This is a genomic window from Streptomyces sp. NPDC056224, assembly GCF_042267665.1.
GTDB lineage: Bacteria > Actinomycetota > Actinomycetes > Streptomycetales > Streptomycetaceae > Streptomyces.
This window is the reverse complement of the sequence record NZ_JBHJTK010000050.1, coordinates 1-15,372: the sequence shown is the minus strand read 5'-3', so window position 1 is coordinate 15,372 and position 15,372 is coordinate 1. Positions and strand designations below refer to the sequence as shown.

The 15,372-nt window shown below is 72.7% G+C and carries 14 protein-coding genes; 6 read left to right on the top strand and 8 right to left on the bottom strand.

Features of this window, described 5'->3' with window-relative positions; translation table 11 throughout:
* Positions 1–202 precede the first annotated feature (202 nt).
* The 3 genes from ACFCZ1_RS33675 to ACFCZ1_RS33665 form a co-directional block, all read right to left on the bottom strand.
* Positions 203–2,515 carry a SpoIIE family protein phosphatase gene (locus ACFCZ1_RS33675; RefSeq protein ID WP_376682078.1) on the bottom strand — a complete coding sequence of 771 codons (2,313 nt, stop codon included), beginning with the start codon at positions 2,513–2,515 and terminating at the stop codon, positions 203–205.
* Between the two features lie 256 nt (positions 2,516–2,771).
* A complete protein-coding gene (locus ACFCZ1_RS33670; protein ID WP_376682077.1) occupies positions 2,772–3,479 on the bottom strand; it encodes a DUF402 domain-containing protein in 708 nt (235 codons plus the stop codon).
* Positions 3,480–3,618: 139 nt separating this feature from the next.
* Entirely contained in the window at positions 3,619–5,022 is a 1,404-nt protein-coding gene (locus tag ACFCZ1_RS33665; RefSeq protein WP_376682076.1) for a class II fumarate hydratase, read from the bottom strand.
* 108 nt (positions 5,023–5,130) lie between these two features.
* Here ACFCZ1_RS33665 and ACFCZ1_RS33660 point away from each other — a divergent pair, with 108 nt between their 5' ends.
* On the top strand, positions 5,131–6,684 hold the full coding sequence (locus tag ACFCZ1_RS33660; protein ID WP_376682075.1) for a ricin-type beta-trefoil lectin domain protein: 1,554 nt from the start codon (positions 5,131–5,133) through the stop codon (positions 6,682–6,684).
* A gap of 86 nt (positions 6,685–6,770) precedes the next feature.
* Here the strand turns inward: ACFCZ1_RS33660 and ACFCZ1_RS33655 are convergent, their stop codons facing one another.
* Positions 6,771–7,544, bottom strand: coding sequence for a glycerophosphodiester phosphodiesterase (locus ACFCZ1_RS33655; RefSeq protein WP_376682074.1), 774 nt, complete (start codon positions 7,542–7,544; stop codon positions 6,771–6,773).
* Positions 7,545–7,597: 53 nt separating this feature from the next.
* On the opposite strand from ACFCZ1_RS33655, the gene ACFCZ1_RS33650 reads away from it, so the two are divergent.
* Positions 7,598–7,969 carry a hypothetical protein gene (locus ACFCZ1_RS33650; protein ID WP_376682073.1) on the top strand — a complete coding sequence of 124 codons (372 nt, stop codon included), beginning with the start codon at positions 7,598–7,600 and terminating at the stop codon, positions 7,967–7,969.
* Here the strand turns inward: ACFCZ1_RS33650 and ACFCZ1_RS33645 are convergent.
* The 3 genes from ACFCZ1_RS33645 to ACFCZ1_RS33635 all read right to left on the bottom strand — a co-directional run bounded on the left by ACFCZ1_RS33645 (position 7,935) and on the right by ACFCZ1_RS33635 (position 11,331).
* On the bottom strand, positions 7,935–8,534 hold the full coding sequence (locus ACFCZ1_RS33645; protein ID WP_376682072.1) for a hypothetical protein: 600 nt from the start codon (positions 8,532–8,534) through the stop codon (positions 7,935–7,937). The two genes, ACFCZ1_RS33650 and ACFCZ1_RS33645, sit on opposite strands and share 35 nt — an antisense overlap.
* Positions 8,535–8,707: 173 nt before the next feature.
* The gene (locus ACFCZ1_RS33640) at positions 8,708–9,415 is read right to left on the bottom strand and encodes a hypothetical protein (protein ID WP_376682071.1); all 708 of its coding nucleotides are present in this window, start codon (positions 9,413–9,415) and stop codon (positions 8,708–8,710) included.
* A 248-nt stretch (positions 9,416–9,663) separates the two neighbouring features.
* Complete coding sequence (locus ACFCZ1_RS33635) at positions 9,664–11,331, bottom strand: fumarate hydratase (protein WP_376682070.1); 1,668 nt, start codon at positions 11,329–11,331, stop codon at positions 9,664–9,666.
* Between the two features lie 157 nt (positions 11,332–11,488).
* Between ACFCZ1_RS33635 and ACFCZ1_RS33630 the strand changes: the two genes are divergently transcribed.
* From ACFCZ1_RS33630 to ACFCZ1_RS33620, 3 genes are all read left to right on the top strand, one after another.
* Positions 11,489–12,166: a DUF1707 domain-containing protein gene (locus ACFCZ1_RS33630; RefSeq protein ID WP_376682069.1), complete on the top strand. Its 678-nt coding sequence runs from the start codon at positions 11,489–11,491 to the stop codon at positions 12,164–12,166.
* 62 nt (positions 12,167–12,228) lie between these two features.
* On the top strand, positions 12,229–12,828 hold the full coding sequence (locus ACFCZ1_RS33625; RefSeq protein WP_376682068.1) for a TIGR03086 family metal-binding protein: 600 nt from the start codon (positions 12,229–12,231) through the stop codon (positions 12,826–12,828).
* 183 nt (positions 12,829–13,011) lie between these two features.
* The gene (locus ACFCZ1_RS33620; protein ID WP_376682067.1) at positions 13,012–13,410 is read left to right on the top strand and encodes a WhiB family transcriptional regulator; all 399 of its coding nucleotides are present in this window, start codon (positions 13,012–13,014) and stop codon (positions 13,408–13,410) included.
* A gap of 126 nt (positions 13,411–13,536) precedes the next feature.
* On the opposite strand, the gene glpX is transcribed toward ACFCZ1_RS33620, so the two are convergent.
* On the bottom strand, positions 13,537–14,568 hold the full coding sequence (glpX, locus tag ACFCZ1_RS33615) for a class II fructose-bisphosphatase (RefSeq protein WP_376682066.1): 1,032 nt from the start codon (positions 14,566–14,568) through the stop codon (positions 13,537–13,539).
* A gap of 227 nt (positions 14,569–14,795) precedes the next feature.
* Between glpX and ACFCZ1_RS33610 the strand changes: the two genes are divergently transcribed.
* Positions 14,796–15,323 (top strand): DUF4245 domain-containing protein, encoded by a 528-nt coding sequence (locus ACFCZ1_RS33610; RefSeq protein ID WP_376682106.1) that lies wholly within the window; start codon positions 14,796–14,798, stop codon positions 15,321–15,323.
* The last annotated feature ends 49 nt before the right edge of the window (positions 15,324–15,372 follow it).

Below are 15,372 nucleotides of genomic sequence, written 5' to 3'. Positions count from 1 at the left end.
GTGCTGAGCGGCCTCAGCCGCCCGGGAGCCGCGTCGTCCAGGACCTGGCGGGCCCTCGGGCCGGGCCGGCCCCGCCGGCGTCCCGGCGGTGCGGCGACTGCGCCTCGCGGACCGGCCCGCCCGCCGTGGCCCGCCCGCCGTACGGGGCGGGCGCGAAAGGGCGGGGCGTGTACGGGCGGGCCGCGTTCGACGCCCCGAAGCGTCAACGCCGGTCATGCGCCCCCGGCAACGCGAGTTCGAACCAGACCACCTTTCCGCTGCTCAGCCGGGTGGCACCCCACCGGCGGGCCATCCGGTTGACCAGGAACAGGCCGCGGCCGCCCTCGTCGGTGTCCCGGGCCCGGCGCTGCCGGGGCAGCTGCGGGGAGTCGTCCCCGACCTCGCAGCGCAGTACGTCCGTACGCAGCAGGCGCAGGGTCACGGGCCGCTCCGCGTACCGGACGGCATTGGTGACCACCTCGCTGACCAGAAGTTCCAGCGAGTCCTGGAGCTCCTCCAGGCCCCACCGGGTCAGCGCGCGGCGGGCGAACCGGCGGGCCCGGCCCGGTGCGGTCTCCTCCGGGTCCAGGAACCAGTACGCGACGTCACTGGGCGCGATCCCGTCGAAGCGGGCCGCGAGCAGCGCGATGTCGTCGTCCCGGTCGCCCGGGCCGAGCATGTCCAGGACGTCGTCGCACAGCGCCTCCAGCGGCGGCGGGTGGTCCAGGCCGGTCAGCTGCGCGGTGTTCGCCAGCCGCTCGCGGAGCTGCTCGATGCCGGTCCACACGTCCCGCAGGCGCGATTCCACCAGGCCGTCGGTGTACAGCAGCAGGGTGGCCCCGGCGGGCGCGTCCAGCTCCACGGCCTCGAAGTCCACGCCGCCGACGCCGATGGGGGCGCCGGGGGGTACGCGGAGCACCTCGGCCCGGCCGCCCAGGTGCAGCAGCACCGGCGGCGGGTGGCCGGCGTTGGCGATGGTGATCCGGTGCGCGACCGGGTCGTAGACGGCGTACAGGCAGGTGGCCATCCGGTCGGAGCCCAGGCGCTGCGCCTGCTCGTCCAGGTGGTGCAGGACCTCGGCGGGCGGCAGGTCCAGCTGGGCGAGGGTCTGCGCGGTGGTGCGCAGCTGGCCCATGATCGCGGCGGAGGTCATGGAGTGGCCCATGACGTCGCCGACGACGAGCGCGACGCGGCTGCCGGGCAGCGGTATGGCGTCGTACCAGTCGCCGCCGACCCGCGCCGTTTCGGCGGCGGGCAGGTAGCGCGAGGCGAGCCGCACGCCGGTGGGCTGCGGCAGGCTGTCGGGCAGCATGGTGCGCTGGAGTTCGTCGGCGATGTACGCCTCGCGGCCGTACAGGACGGCCTTGTCGATGCCGAGCGCGGTGTGGGTGGCCAGCTGGGCGGCCACCAGGAGGTCGTTCTGCTCGAAGGCGGGCCGCTCGGGGCTGCGCAGGAACACGGCGGCGCCGATCACCCGGCGGCGCCCGCGCAGCGGCGCGAGGACGGCCCGGTTGCCGCGCGGCAGCGGATGGTCCACTCCCAGCAGCTCCGGCAGCGCGGCCTTGGCGGCGGCGGAGGAACCGAAGACGGGCCGTACGCCGCGCAGCACCTCGGCGAGCGCTCCGCCGGGCCGGATCTCGCACACCTCGGCCGCGGGCAGGTCACCCTGCGGGCCGACCAGCGGCAGCTGGCTGAAGTCGAGTTCGCCGGTGGCCCCCGCGGCCCCGGCGACGTCCATGCCCGCCCCGATGGTGCCGTTCAGCGCGGCGTCGGTGAGATCGTCGATCGGCCGGAGCCGGTCGGTGCGGCGCAGCCTTAAGGCGACCGGGCCGACGGGGCGTTCGTCGCCGACCGGGAGCGGGTCGCGCAGGTAGACGAGGATCGCGTCCGAGAAGGTGGGCACGGTGGCGCGGCACAGGCCGAGGACGATCTCGTCGAGGTCGATGCCGCGGGCGATCCGCCGGGTCGCGGCGCCGACGAAGCGCAGCCGGTCCCCTTCGCGGCGCGCCGGCTCACCCCCCGCCGGGTGCGCGGCACCCTGCCCGGGGACGTCCTGCGGGCCGCGCGCGGCACCGATGAGGTCCATGCCCGCGCCGACGGCCTCGCCGTCGAGCGGGGACCCGGCCCCGGCGCCGCGAGGGCCGCGGACCGGCCCGGCGGCCTCCTGGGCCCCGCCCGGTCCCGCCGCGTTGCGGGCGGCCTCGCCGTCCCGCGGACGGGCGCTGCCCCGGCCCTCGCCGGGCCCTGCGGCGGCCGGCAGGTCGGCCGAGGCGGCCGCGGCCGCACCGCCCTCTCCCCGGGGCCGCGGGAGCCCGGCGGCGCCGCCCGCGCCCGCCGCGGAGCGGGCCGCGCGCGCGTCGGAAGCCGCGGCGTCCGGTCCGCCCGGCACCGTTCCGGAGCCGGCGCCGGTGCCCGGCGCATGCGTGCGTACGGCCTCGGCGGCGGCGATGGGCGCCTTGCCGTGGCCGGCCTCGTCCGTACCTCCGCCGGAGGCGACGGGCTGCGGGCCCTCCTGAGAGGTGGGGTACTCCGTCACGCGTGGAATTCCGTCCGTCTGCGCTCGATGTGCGCTGCACTCAACTCGGTCAGTCGCGGTATACCCGCTCTGCGGCCGGGGCACCATCACTCCGGATTCCGCGTCCCCCTCGTTACCTCTCGCCCTGCGTCGACCTCCGGTCAAGTTCCGTGTACGGCACGACACTTGCAGGTGCACGGTACGACCGCACCGCCTCGCGCGCGCGACCTTCCGGAGGACGATCCTACGGTTGGACCCCGGGGGCGCATCAAGGGTCTCATGAGGTCATATGCGCCGGGGTGGCGTCCCAGTCCTCCGGCAGGACCGGAACCGTCCAGGCCGGATCGGGCCGCCAGTCCTGCCAGCCGCCGGAGAACGGCGTCCCCCACTCCTCGATCACCCGGACCGCCGCCCGGCCGGCCTCCCGGACCCGCCGCGCCTGCTCACGGTCCATCAGGCCGGAACGCTGCGCCTGGGCGAACTCGTCCTCGTCCAGCAGCTCCCAGCTGCGGTCCGGGTAGACGGCGATGTCGAGGAAGTGGTCCGCGGAGTCGACCCCCCGGGACCACCGCGACAGGGGTTCCTCCAGGTTCACGTACCAGTTCTTGAACCGCCAGCCGTGCCCCCAGAACAGCCACACCGACCACGGGTCGCCGGGCCGGGCCAGCTTCAGCACCCCCGCGCCGAACCAGTGTGCCCGTGCGGTGGTCCGCGGCGCGGTGTAGCGGGTGGCGAGCGGCTCCTGGTGGACGGCCGTGCCGTCGGCGAGGACCGGCTTGACGCACTCGGTGCCCGGGGCCATCCAGACGGCCAGCAGCTCCTCGGTGTCCTGTACGACGGTCATCGGGCGGCAGATGTGCACCTGGCCCTTCAGGCCCGGGGCGTGGTCACGGTAGCGCCACAGGATCTGCTCCCCGGGCGCCCAGCGCGTGCCCTGCACGCCGCGCGGCGCCGCGCCGTTCCCGGGCCGGAAGGTACCTGTCATGCGCAGATCTTAGGGCGGGGGCCCCGGCGCCCGCTGCGGTGCGGGTCACCTGGGGGTCCCGGCGGCGAAGCCAGGGGGAGGGTCGGGGGACGGGAACCGACCGGATCCGGCCCCCGCCCGGGGCCGGTTCCCGGGCCTCTCAGGGGTGCGTCATGCGCAGGACGTCCAGGGCCTCGTCCAGCTGATCCGCCGTCAGGGCGCCGCGGTCGACGTATCCGGACTCCAGGACGACCTCCCTGATCGTCTTCCGTTCGGCGAGCGCCCTCTTGGCGACCTTGGCGGCCTCCTCGTAGCCGATGTACCGGTTGAGCGGGGTGACGACGGAGGGCGAGGACTCGGCGTACTCCCTGGCCCGGGCGGTGTTGGCGGTGATTCCGTCGACGGTGCGGTCGGCCAGCAGGCGGCTCGCGCTCGCGAGCAGCCGGATCGATTCCAGGAGGTTCCGGGCCATCACCGGGAGCATCACGTTGAGTTCGAAGTTGCCGGCCGCGCCCGCCACCGCGACGGTCGCGTCGTTGCCCATCACCTGTGCGGCGACCATCAGTACGGCCTCCGGGACGACCGGATTGACCTTCCCCGGCATGATCGAGGACCCCGGCTGGAGGTCGGGGAGATTGATTTCGGCCAATCCGGCGCGCGGCCCGGAGCCCATCCAGCGCAGGTCGTTGGAGATCTTGGTGAGCGAGACGGCGACCGTGCGGAGCATGCCGGAGGTCTCCACCAGTGCGTCCCGCGCCCCCTGGGCCTCGAAGTGGTTGCGGGCCTCGGTGAGCGGCAGCTCCGTGTCCGCGGCGACCTCGGCGATCACGGCGGCGGAGAACCCGGGCGGGGTGTTGATCCCGGTGCCCACCGCGGTGCCGCCCAGGGGCAGTTCGGCGAGGCGGGGCAGGGCCGCGCGCAGCCGTTCGACGCCGTAGCCGATCTGGGCGGCGTACCCGCCGAACTCCTGGCCGAGGGTGACCGGGGTGGCGTCCATCAGGTGGGTCCGCCCTGCCTTGACCACCTGGGCGAACTCGGCGGACTTGCGCTCCAGCGCCGCGGCCAGGTGCTCCAGGGCCGGGATCAGGTCGCGCGTGACGGCGGCGGTGGCGGCGATGTGGAGGGAGGACGGGAAGACGTCGTTGGAGCTCTGCGAGGCGTTGACGTGGTCGTTGGGGTGGACGTCACGGCCCAGCCGCTCGGTGGCCAGGGTGGCGATCACCTCGTTGGCGTTCATGTTGGACGAGGTGCCGGACCCGGTCTGGAAGACGTCGACGGGGAAGTGGTCGTCCCAGCGGCCGTCCGCGACCTCGGCGGCGGCGGACCGGATCGCGTCGGCGATGTCCTGGTCCACGACGCCGAGGCGGGCGTTGACCGAGGCCGCCGCCGCCTTGACGCGGGCGAGTGCCTCGATGTGGGCGCGCTCCAGGCGCTGCCCCGAGATGGGGAAGTTCTCCACCGCGCGCTGGGTCTGGGCGCGCCATTTGGCGTGCGCCGGCACCCGTACGTCACCCATGGAGTCGTGCTCGGTCCGGAACGCTTCGGCCTGCTGATCGTCTGTCATGTTCGGGGCCTCCTCAAAAAGTTGAGCAATTGTCTTGTTCGAAGTGTTCCCAAGTCCCCTACTGACCAGTAAATACCGTGGGTAACACCGGCATTCGGGGAGGCGTTCATGGCACGTGCACACGCGAAATCCAGGTTCAGATGTACCTTCGCCGCCGTCGCGGCGGTCGCGGCCGCCCTCGGGGGCGTCACCGCCATCACCCCCATGGCCCAGGCGGCCACCCTTGCGGCCGCCCCCGCGGCCGCCTCGGCGGGGGTCGTGACCCCGCTGTCGCCCGAGCTGGAGGCGATCCGCGCGGCGGAGGCCGTCAAGATCTACGGCGACGCGGCCGTCCGGCCGCTGAACGAGCGCAAGACCGGCCTGATCTCGCTGGGCGACAGCGAGATATCCGGCGAGGGGGTCGGTAACTACGACCCCGCGACCAACACGTCGTCCAACCAGTGCCACCGCTCGCCGGACTCGGCGATCCACCGCACGGGCATCCCGGCCGACCTCACCTTCAACGTCGCCTGCTCCGGCGGGTACACCGGGAACATCAGGATCGGCGGCAGCAAGCAGTACGCCGACGAACTGGTGCAGAGCGACAACCTCGCCGTCAAGGCCCGCAACACGAAGATCAAGATGGTGCTGCTGGTCGCCGGAGCCAACGACGACCTCCAGTTCGGCCCCGTCATGACCGACTGCGTCACCCGCTGGGTGCTCAGCCAGGGCACCTGCGAGCCCAAGTACGGTCCCGGCTGGCAGGCGCGCGTCGACGGCCTGAGGCCCAAGGTGGAGGCGACCGTCGCCGACCTCAAGACGGTCATGCGCGACGCGGGCTACGCCGACTCGGACTACAAGCTCGTCGTGATGGGCTACCCCAGCCCCATCGGCCCCGACTTCTACGACAACCCGAACTTCCCCGGCAAGCTCCCCGGGGGCTGCGCCGGCTACGACTCCGACGCCACCTGGGGCCGCAACTACGCGGTGCCCACCTTCGAGAAGGGCATGCGCGCAGCCGCCCTCGCCTCCGGCGCGACCTACCTGGACAACTCGCGGCTCTTCCACGGCCACGAGGTGTGCATGGAGGACACCTGGGCCCGCGGCCTCTACCTGGACCTCGGGGACCACTTCCCGTGGGACGAGAACACCGCCCGCCAGTCCTTCCACCCCAACTACAGGGGCCACGGGGCATTCGCGTCCTGCCTGACCCAGCTCTACGACTCGGGCCTGCGCGAGGCCTCCTGCGCCGACCCCGCGAGCACGGGCACCCCGGTGCTCCAGGCCGGAGCCTGGGACTCCCTCTACGCACCGCTGAAGAACGAGGCGAACGGCAACTGCCTCGACGCGAAGGGCGGCTCCAGCGCCAACGAAACGGCCGTCCTGGGCTGGGACTGCCACGGCGGCCGCAACCAGGACTGGTGGTACGACTCCGCGAAGAAGTCCGTCCACATCGGGCTGACCCACGACCGCTGCCTCGACGTGCCCGGCGCCGGCTACGGCTCCGGCACCGGCCTGATCCTGTGGAACTGCCACGCCGGAGCGAACCAGCGGTTCGTCCGCGACGGTGCCACCCTGCGCCCCGCGGCCGCCCCGGGCATGTGCCTGACGGTCGCCGCCGCCCATGACGCGCTGCGCCTGCAGACCTGCAACGGTTCGGCGAACCAGCGCTTCGCGTCGTAACCGCCCCGCTCGACCGAAGACCCCCCACACCCGGCCGGCGCACCCCGGCCGGGTGTTTCCCACTGCTGTGGCAGGGCTGCCCTCCCTCAGCGGGTGTCGAGCAGCTTGCGGATCTCCCGCGGCCGGTTGGTGATGATCGTGTCCACGCCGAGCCGCACGCAGAGATCCACGTCCTCGGGCTCGTCCACGGTCCACACGCGCACCCGCAGTCCCTTCGCCTTCAGCCGCCCCACCAGCCCCGGATCCCGCCTGACGAGGTCGATCCCCGGCCCCGCGTGCGTCGCGAACGGAGGCCGTACGGGCCGCACCGCCCGCTCGATCAGGTAGACGGTCGGCAGCCCGGGCGCGAGCCGGTGCATCCTCGTCAACGCGTTCCGGGAGAAGCTCATCACCTCGACGCGCCTCGAACCCCCGTCCGCGAGCCCGTACTCCCGGAGCATCCGCGCGAGCTCGGCCTCCAGCCGGCCGCCCGCCCGGGTCGGGTGCTTGGTCTCGACGGCGAGCCCGACCGGCCGGGGCGCGGCCAGGGCCTCGCGCAGCAGGTCCTCGAAGAGCAGCACCCGGGCCTCTCGGTGCTCCTCGCCCTTCCACCGCCCGAAGTCGAGCGAGGCGAGCTCCGCGTACGTCATCTCGGAGACCACCCCCCGCCCGTCGGAGGTCCGCTCCACGCGCCGGTCGTGCACGCACACCAGCTTCCCGTCGGCGGTGAGCCGTACGTCGCATTCGAGCGCGTCGGCTCCATCGGCGATGGCCTGCCGGTAGGCGGCCATGGTGTGCTCGGGGTGCTCGTGGGAGGCCCCACGGTGGGCGACCACCCGGATGTCGAGGGCGGTGGCGGGGAGCATGGACTGCCGGTTCATGGAGTAGACGTTATCCGGATGCGGCGACCGGCCCGGTGCCGCATGCTGCTCCGATGCCGGAACAGGAGATGTACGCCGTCCTGCACTGCGAGCCCTGCGAGGACTGCCGCTTCGAGGCATGGCAGCGCATCGTCGACGGCAGGCTCAGGTGGGAGGAGTCGCAGTCCTGCGACGCGTCCGGGGTCTACGCGTGCGGGGGTGGCTGGGGTCCGGCGCCGGAATGGGTCCGGGAGCGCATCGTGGCCTGCGAGGGCTCCGTCCGACTCGCCGTCGGCGGACCGGACGGAGCCCCGCTCAAGGCGGTCCGCGAGGTGTTCGGGCTCTCCCTGCCCCAGCTGCGTCACGCGCGGGAGCACGGCGTGGAGGCCACCCCGGTCGAGGCGCAGGTGCTCAGCGCGGCAGCGGGGCCAGCGGAGCCGGGCTGACCTTGAAGCCGCCCTTCGTGACCTCCGTGAAGGGGGCCGGGGCCATGCAGGTGCCCACCGTTCCCGCCGCTGCCGTGCCGTCCGGCTTCACGTCGACGTTGGCGACGGCCCAGGAGAAGCCGACGCGGTCCGGCTCGCCCCGCTGGCCGTCCTGGACGCTGATCCCGATCCGCTTGCCCTCCCAGCCGACGTTCGAGGTCTTGACCACGGCCGTCAGGGTGGCGGTCTTGCCGCCCGTGACCAGGCAGTCCACCTCCGCCTCGGCGGTGGCGGTGGAGCCGGACTCCGTGAAGTAGTGGGAAATGGTCACCCGGCCGCGCGCGTCCGTCGGCATCCCCTTCTCGCCGCCCGGGGCCGGGAACGGCCTGGTCCACGGGGTCGACTCGGCGTCGACCGTGAAGCGGATGTCGTCCTTGGCGGAGTAGGGGAAGAAGATCGTGCCGCCCCCGTGCACGGAGGCGACCTTCGGCGCGGCCGGGGCCGCCGGGGCGGGGGCCGCCGCGACCAGGGTGGCCACCAGGGCGGCGGATCCGGCGAGGGCAAGGGCGCGCGTACGGTTCTTCATCGTCAACTCCCGCATCGGGTGGGCTGTTTGAGTACGCCAACAGCCTCGCCCGCGGCCCGCCCGTGATCCATCTGCCGATCGGCGGACATGGGTGGGGGTTCCTCCCCCGAACGGGGGAGGAACCCCCACCCGCCCGGCCGCCGGTGCGGCGCCATCCATCGGTCGGTCGGTGGTCACCCCAGGGCGGAGTCCGCCGCCACGTGGAAGACCCGCGAGAGGCCCGCGCGCACGGCACCCCGCCTGGTCAGTACGGACCGGTCGACCCCGGCGAAGACGAGGGCGAGCGCGATGTCGGCCCCGAGGGCCCGGCCGGTCACGCTCACGTCGACGCGCTTCCACCTGGCCATGCCGGATTCCTTGACCTTGACGGTGACACCGCGGTCCTCGTTGTCCGCCTCGCGCATGAGGACGTACTCTCGGCGATTGACCGCCCAGAGCCGGTACTTGTCGCCGCCGTAGCTCATGTGCAGGGCGCGGCCCCGGTGCGTGGCCCCCCACCGGTTCCGCTTCAGGTACACCGAGGCGCCCCCGACGCGCAGCGTGGGCCCGTTCAGCGTCGGCCGTTCGGTGACCATCACCTGGATGCCGCGGGACTCGAAGACGACGGTGGGGATGTGGCCGCCGGTGACCTCGGTGGCGCGGACGTTGTCGTGTGCGTGGGGCAGCGAGGCGACCGTGATCTCGCCCCACTCCGGAGACTTCCCCTGCCAACCGGTCCGGCGGATCTGACCCTTGTCGCCGCCCTGCCACGTGCTCAGCTGGAACGGGGTGCTCTGGGTGTGCATGTCTCTGCCCTCCTGGCCGAACGGGTTCAGCGCGCTGCCGAGCTTCTTGGCACCGTCGGCGATGCCGTCTCCGGCCTTTTCCAGGCCCTTGCCCATGGCTTCGTGGTTGTCCCGGATCCCGGGCCGCGGACCGGGACGTGGGTGAACGTCGGCTCCGGGGCCGCCGGGGCGGCGGATCCGGCGAGGGCAAGGGCGCGCGTACGGTTCTTCATCGTCAACTCCCGCATCGGGTGGGCTGTTTGAGTACGCCAACAGCCTCGCCCGCGGCCCACCCGTGTGTTCGCCGTCAGGCAAAGAGCCCCCGGCGGGTGCGCCAGGGGCTCTCGACAGGTGCCGGTACGGGGTCAGCCGAGGCCGGGACCGCGGACCGGGATGTGGGTGAACGTCGGCTCCGGGGCCGGGTTCTGGAAGAAGTCGTTGCCCTTGTCGTCGACCACGATGAAGGCGGGGAAGTCCTCGACCTCGATCTTCCAGACGGCCTCCATGCCGAGCTCCTCGTACTCCAGGACCTCGACCTTCTTGATGCAGTCCTGGGCCAGCCGGGCCGCAGGGCCGCCGATCGAGCCCAAGTAGAAGCCGCCGTGCGCGCCGCACGCGTCCGTCACCTGCTGCGAGCGGTTGCCCTTGGCCAGCATGACCTTCGAGCCGCCCGCCGCCTGGAACTGCTCGACGTAGCTGTCCATGCGGCCGGCCGTCGTCGGGCCGAAGGAGCCCGAGGCGTAGCCCTCGGGGGTCTTCGCGGGGCCCGCGTAGTAGACCGGGTGGTCCTTCAGGTACTGCGGCATCTCCGCGCCCGAGTCCAGCAGCTCCTTGATCTTGGCGTGCGCGATGTCGCGCGCCACGACCAGCGGGCCGGTCAGCGACAGGCGGGTCTTGACCGGGTGCTTGGTCAGCGTCGCCAGGATGTCGTCCATCGGCTGGTTCAGGTCGATGGAGACGACGTCCGATGCCTCGTTCAGGTGCTCGTCCGTGGTGTCGGGGAGGAAGCGGGCCGGGTCGCGCTCCAGCTGCTCCAGGAAGACGCCCTCGGCGGTGATCTTCGCGGTGGCCTGGCGGTCCGCCGAGCAGGACACGGCGATCGCGACCGGCAGGGACGCGCCGTGGCGCGGCAGGCGCACGACGCGGACGTCGTGGCAGAAGTACTTGCCGCCGAACTGCGCGCCGATGCCGATCTTCTGGGTGAGCTCGAAGACCTGCTGCTCCAGCGCCTCGTCGCGGAAGCCGTGGCCCAGCGCGGAACCCTCGCGCGGCAGCTCGTCCAGGTAGTGCGCGGAGGCGTACTTGGCGGTCTTCAGCGCGTGCTCGGCCGAGGTGCCGCCGACCACGATCGCCAGGTGGTAGGGCGGGCAGGCCGCCGTACCCAGCGAGCGGATCTTCTCCTCCAGGAACTTCATCATGGAGGCCTCGTTGAGGACCGCCTTGGTCTCCTGGTAGAGGAACGACTTGTTCGCCGAGCCGCCGCCCTTGGCCATGAAGAGGAACTTGTACGCGCCGCCGTCGGTCGCGTACAGCTCGATCTGCGCGGGCAGGTTCGAGCCGGTGTTCTTCTCCTCCCACATGGTGATCGGGGCCATCTGCGAGTAGCGCAGGTTCAGCCGCGTGTACGCGTCGTAGATGCCGCGGGAGAGGGCCGCCTCGTCGCCGCCCGACGTCAGCACGTTCTGGCCGCGCTTGCCCATGACGATCGCCGTGCCGGTGTCCTGGCACATGGGCAGGACGCCGGCCGCCGCGATGTTGGCGTTCTTCAGGAGGTCGAGCGCGACGAACTTGTCGTTCGACGAGGCCTCGGGGTCGTCGATGATGCGGCGCAGCTGCGCGAGGTGCGCCGGGCGCAGGAAGTGCTGGATGTCGTGGATGGCCTCTTCGGCGAGCTTGCGCAGCGCCTCCGGCTCGACCTTGAGGAACGTACGGCCGTCCGCCTCGAAGGTGGACACGCCCTCGGCGGTCACCAGCCGGTAGGGGGTGGTGTCCTCGCCCAGGGGCAGCAGGTCGGTGTACGCGAACTCCGGCATTGGGGCCATTCCTCACTCGGCAGACAGCACTGACGACCAATTGGCAGCGCAGTTCACCAGCGTAGAACCTCCCGCCGTGCCCGTGGTTGTGAGGTAAGGCTCACTCGCGTCCGTGCGGGAGTATCGCGATCTATCGTGTCTCGCTATGCTGGGTGCCGTGGACCTGGAAAAGCACCCCGCCGCCCCCGCCGCCGCCTCGGCCCCCGCCCCCGCCGGGCTGCGCGCCTCCGACGCCGACCGGGACCGGATCGCACAGATCCTGGCCGACGCCCTGGCCGAGGGCCGGCTGAGCTCCGAGGAGCACTCCGAGCGCCTGGATTCGCTGTATGCCGTCAAGACGGTGGGTGAGCTGGACGTGCTCGTACGGGACCTTCCCGCGCCCGGCGCCGGCCATACCCCGTTCGCGTACGCCCCGGCTCCCGGACCCGGCGGACCCGGCGGACCGGTGGAGACGATCGTCGCCGTGTGCAGCAGCTCCGCCCGCAAGGGCCGCTGGCGCCCGGGGGCCTTCACCCGCGCGGTCTCGGTCATGGGGGACATCACCATCGACCTCACCGAGGCGGTCTTCGAGCAGCAGGTCACCGAGGTCAACGTGACCTCCGTCCTCGGCAACGTCGAGATCCTGGTTCCGGAGAACATCACCCTGCGCGGCTACGGCAGCGGCGTCCTCGGCAACTTCGAGGTGCGCGGCGAGGGCCGCGGGGAGACCGACCCGCAGGCCCCCGTGGTGATCGTCCGCGGCTTCGCGCTGCTGGGCAACATCGAGGCACGGCCCAAGCCCGGCGCCCGCCTGGTCGATCTGGCCAACAGGTTGCGCAAGCGGCTGGACGGCTGACCGCCGCGCCAAACGACCGTGCTCCAACGGTATTTGGCCGGAGAGCTTCTAGGATCCGGCCCATGACCGCATCCAAGTGGGACCTGCTCGACCAGGCGCACGAAGCCCTGCGCATCGCCGTCATCGGCGTACCCGCCGACGGCTGGGACCGCCCGACGCCGTGCGAGAAGTGGAACGTCACCCAGGTGTTCCAGCACGCGGCCGGCGACCAGCTCGCGTACGCCGCCGGCCTCACCGGCGGCCCCGGCCCCACCGAGGACCCCTTCGCGCCCTCCGGCGCCATGGCGGGCCCCCCGGCGCAGCTGCTGGAGCCGGCGCTCGCCGCCGCGGCCGAGGCCTTCACCGGGGTCGCTCCCGGGGCCGCGGAGGTCGCCGTACCGCTGCCCCCGTTCACGGTGTCCGCCGAGACGGCCGTCGGCGCGGCCGCCCTCGACGCGGCCGTGCACGCCTGGGACATCGCCGTCGCCACCGGCCAGGAGCCGCCGCTGACCCCCGCCCTCGCCGCCGCCCTGCGCCCGGCCGCCGACGCGCTCGCCGAGCCCCTGCGCGGCTTCGCCTACGGCCCCGCGCTGCCCGCCGGGCCCGGGGCCGACACCGGCCCGGTCGCCTCGCTGCTCGCCTTCCTGGGCCGTGATCCCGCCTGGGCGCCGCCGGGGGCGTGACGGCCCGCCGGGCGGGGGCCCTGCCGGGCTGGGGCGCCGACGGGGGCGCCGCGTGGGTGCGGGCAGGGGCGCGTTTCGGACGAACCCCCGCCGCGCCCTGGCACCCAGTGCATAGGGGCGCGCACAGCGGGTAGGGACAGGTGCATCGTCTCTCGCTCCCGTATCCGTCGTCAGGAGTAGACCGTGCCGCATCCGCCGCATCAGTCCCTGCAGGTTGCCGCCGTCCAGAGTCTTCAGGAGCGCGCGTCCGCCGTGCCGAAGCCGCGGGTGCCGGCGAGGGAAGAAGACGGTCCATGGCATGCGGAGGCGGTGTGCCGCCGCGACGAGGCGGGGCTCTTCTTCGCCCCTTCCAAGGAGCCCACCGCTGCCCGGCTGTCCCGCGAGGAAGCCGCCAAACGCGTCTGTGCCCGCTGCCCGGTCATGGTCGCCTGCCGGGAGCACGCCCTGCTCCAGCCCGAGCCGTACGGGGTCTGGGGCGGCCTCACCGCAGCCGAGCGCCGGGTGGTGCTGGGGCGGATGCGGCGCAGGACCGCGGAGCTGCGCCAGGCGCCGGGGACCGGATCGATAGCCGCCGCCGGGTAGGGGCCGCCCGGGACGGGCCGGCCCGTCCCGGGAGCGCGCAGCCCGGTAGCGAGGTACAGGACACGGCAGAGGGGCGGTCGCCGCCGCACACGGTGACCGCCCCTCTCGTTGTGCCCGCCTCCGCGCCTACTGCGCGCGGTCGAAGTCGATGGCGCTGTAGGCGCGCAGCTTCGACAGGCGGTGCGTCGAGTCGATCTGCCGGATCGTGCCCGACTTCGAGCGCATGACCAGCGAGGACGTGGTCGCGGTCTCCGAGCGGTAGTGGACGCCGCGCAGCAGTTCGCCGTCGGTGATGCCGGTGGCGACGAAGAAGACGTTCTCGCCGGACACCAGGTCGTTCGTGTGCAGCACCCGGTCCAGGTCGTGGCCCGCGTCGAGGGCCTTCTGGCGCTCGGCTTCGTCCTTCGGCCACAGCTTGCCCTGGATCGTGCCGCCGAGGCACTTGATGGCGCAGGCCGAGATGATGCCCTCGGGGGTGCCGCCGATGCCCAGGAGCAGGTCCACGCCGGTTCCCTCGCGCACCGCCATGACCGACCCGGCGACGTCGCCGTCCGAGATGAACTTGATCCGGGCGCCGGTCTCGCGGATCTCCTTGACGATGCCCTCGTGGCGGGGGCGGTCCAGGATGACCACGGTGACGTCCTCGACGGCCATGTTCTTGGCCTTGGCGACGCGCCGGATGTTGACCGAGACGGGGGCGTTGATGTCGACGAAGTCGGCGGCCTCCGGGCCGGTGACGAGCTTCTCCATGTAGAAGACCGCGGACGGGTCGAACATGGTGCCGCGGTCGGCGGCGGCGAGCACCGCGATGGCGTTCGGCATGCCCTTGGCGTTCAGGGTGGTGCCGTCGATCGGGTCCACGGCGATGTCGACCTCGGCGCCGGTGCCGTCGCCGACCCGCTCGCCGTTGAAGAGCATGGGGGCTTCGTCCTTCTCGCCCTCGCCGATGACGACGACGCCGTTCATCGAGACGGTGGAGATCAGGGTCCGCATCGCGTTGACCGCGGCGCCGTCGGCGCCGAGCTTGTCGCCGCGTCCGACCCACCGGCCCGCGGCCATGGCGGCGGCCTCGGTCACCCGGACGAGTTCCAGGGCGAGGTTGCGGTCGGGGGCCTCGGGAGAGACTTCGAGCTGGGGCGGCAGGTTGTGCTCGGTCATCGGAGCGCACCTTTCTGTACGACGACGGCCGGGATGTGAGGGTGACTGGAACTCTATCGGTACGTCGACATATTGAGCAGGGCGGGTCACGTATGAGCGGAATATCGGTCAGCCGATTGGCCTGAGCGGACGTCTTGCGCCGCCCGCGGGCGCGCCGCGCCGCCGCCCGGGGCCCACCCCGGCGGAGATCGCTCCCGGCGATGCGGGACGATGGTGCCGTGGCAGGTATGAAAGGCAAGCAGACGATCTGGGACATGGTCCGGTCGCTGGCAGTGATCGGCGTCGTGGTCGCGGGGATCTATCTCTTCATCCCGCATGACGAGAACGCCGATCCGACGCGCACGGTCGACTACCGCGTGGAGACGCTCACGGCCCGGCGCGCCGCCCCGTACCCCGTGGCCGCCCCCGTGGGCCTCCCGGAGGACTGGCGGGCGACCTCGGTGTCGTACCAGCGCAAGAACGCCGCCGCCTGGCACCTGGGCTTCCTCGACCCGGGCAAGCAGTACGTGGCGGTGGAGCAGTCCACGGACACCTCGGGCAAGTACCTCGGCAGGATCACCCAGCAGGCGAAGCCGACGGGGCAGACCCAGCAGGTCGGCGACGCGGCCTGGGAGCGCTGGGAGGGCGAGAAGTACGACGCCCTCGTGAAGCAGGAGCAGGGCTACGTCACGGTGGTCACCGGGACGGCCTCCTTCGACGGGCTCGGCGCGATGGCGGCGGCGCTGGAGTTCAAGCAGGGGCAGCAGGGCCAGTAGCCCTTCCGGCGGTACGTGAAAACGGCCGCGCACCCCGGTGTCCGGGGTG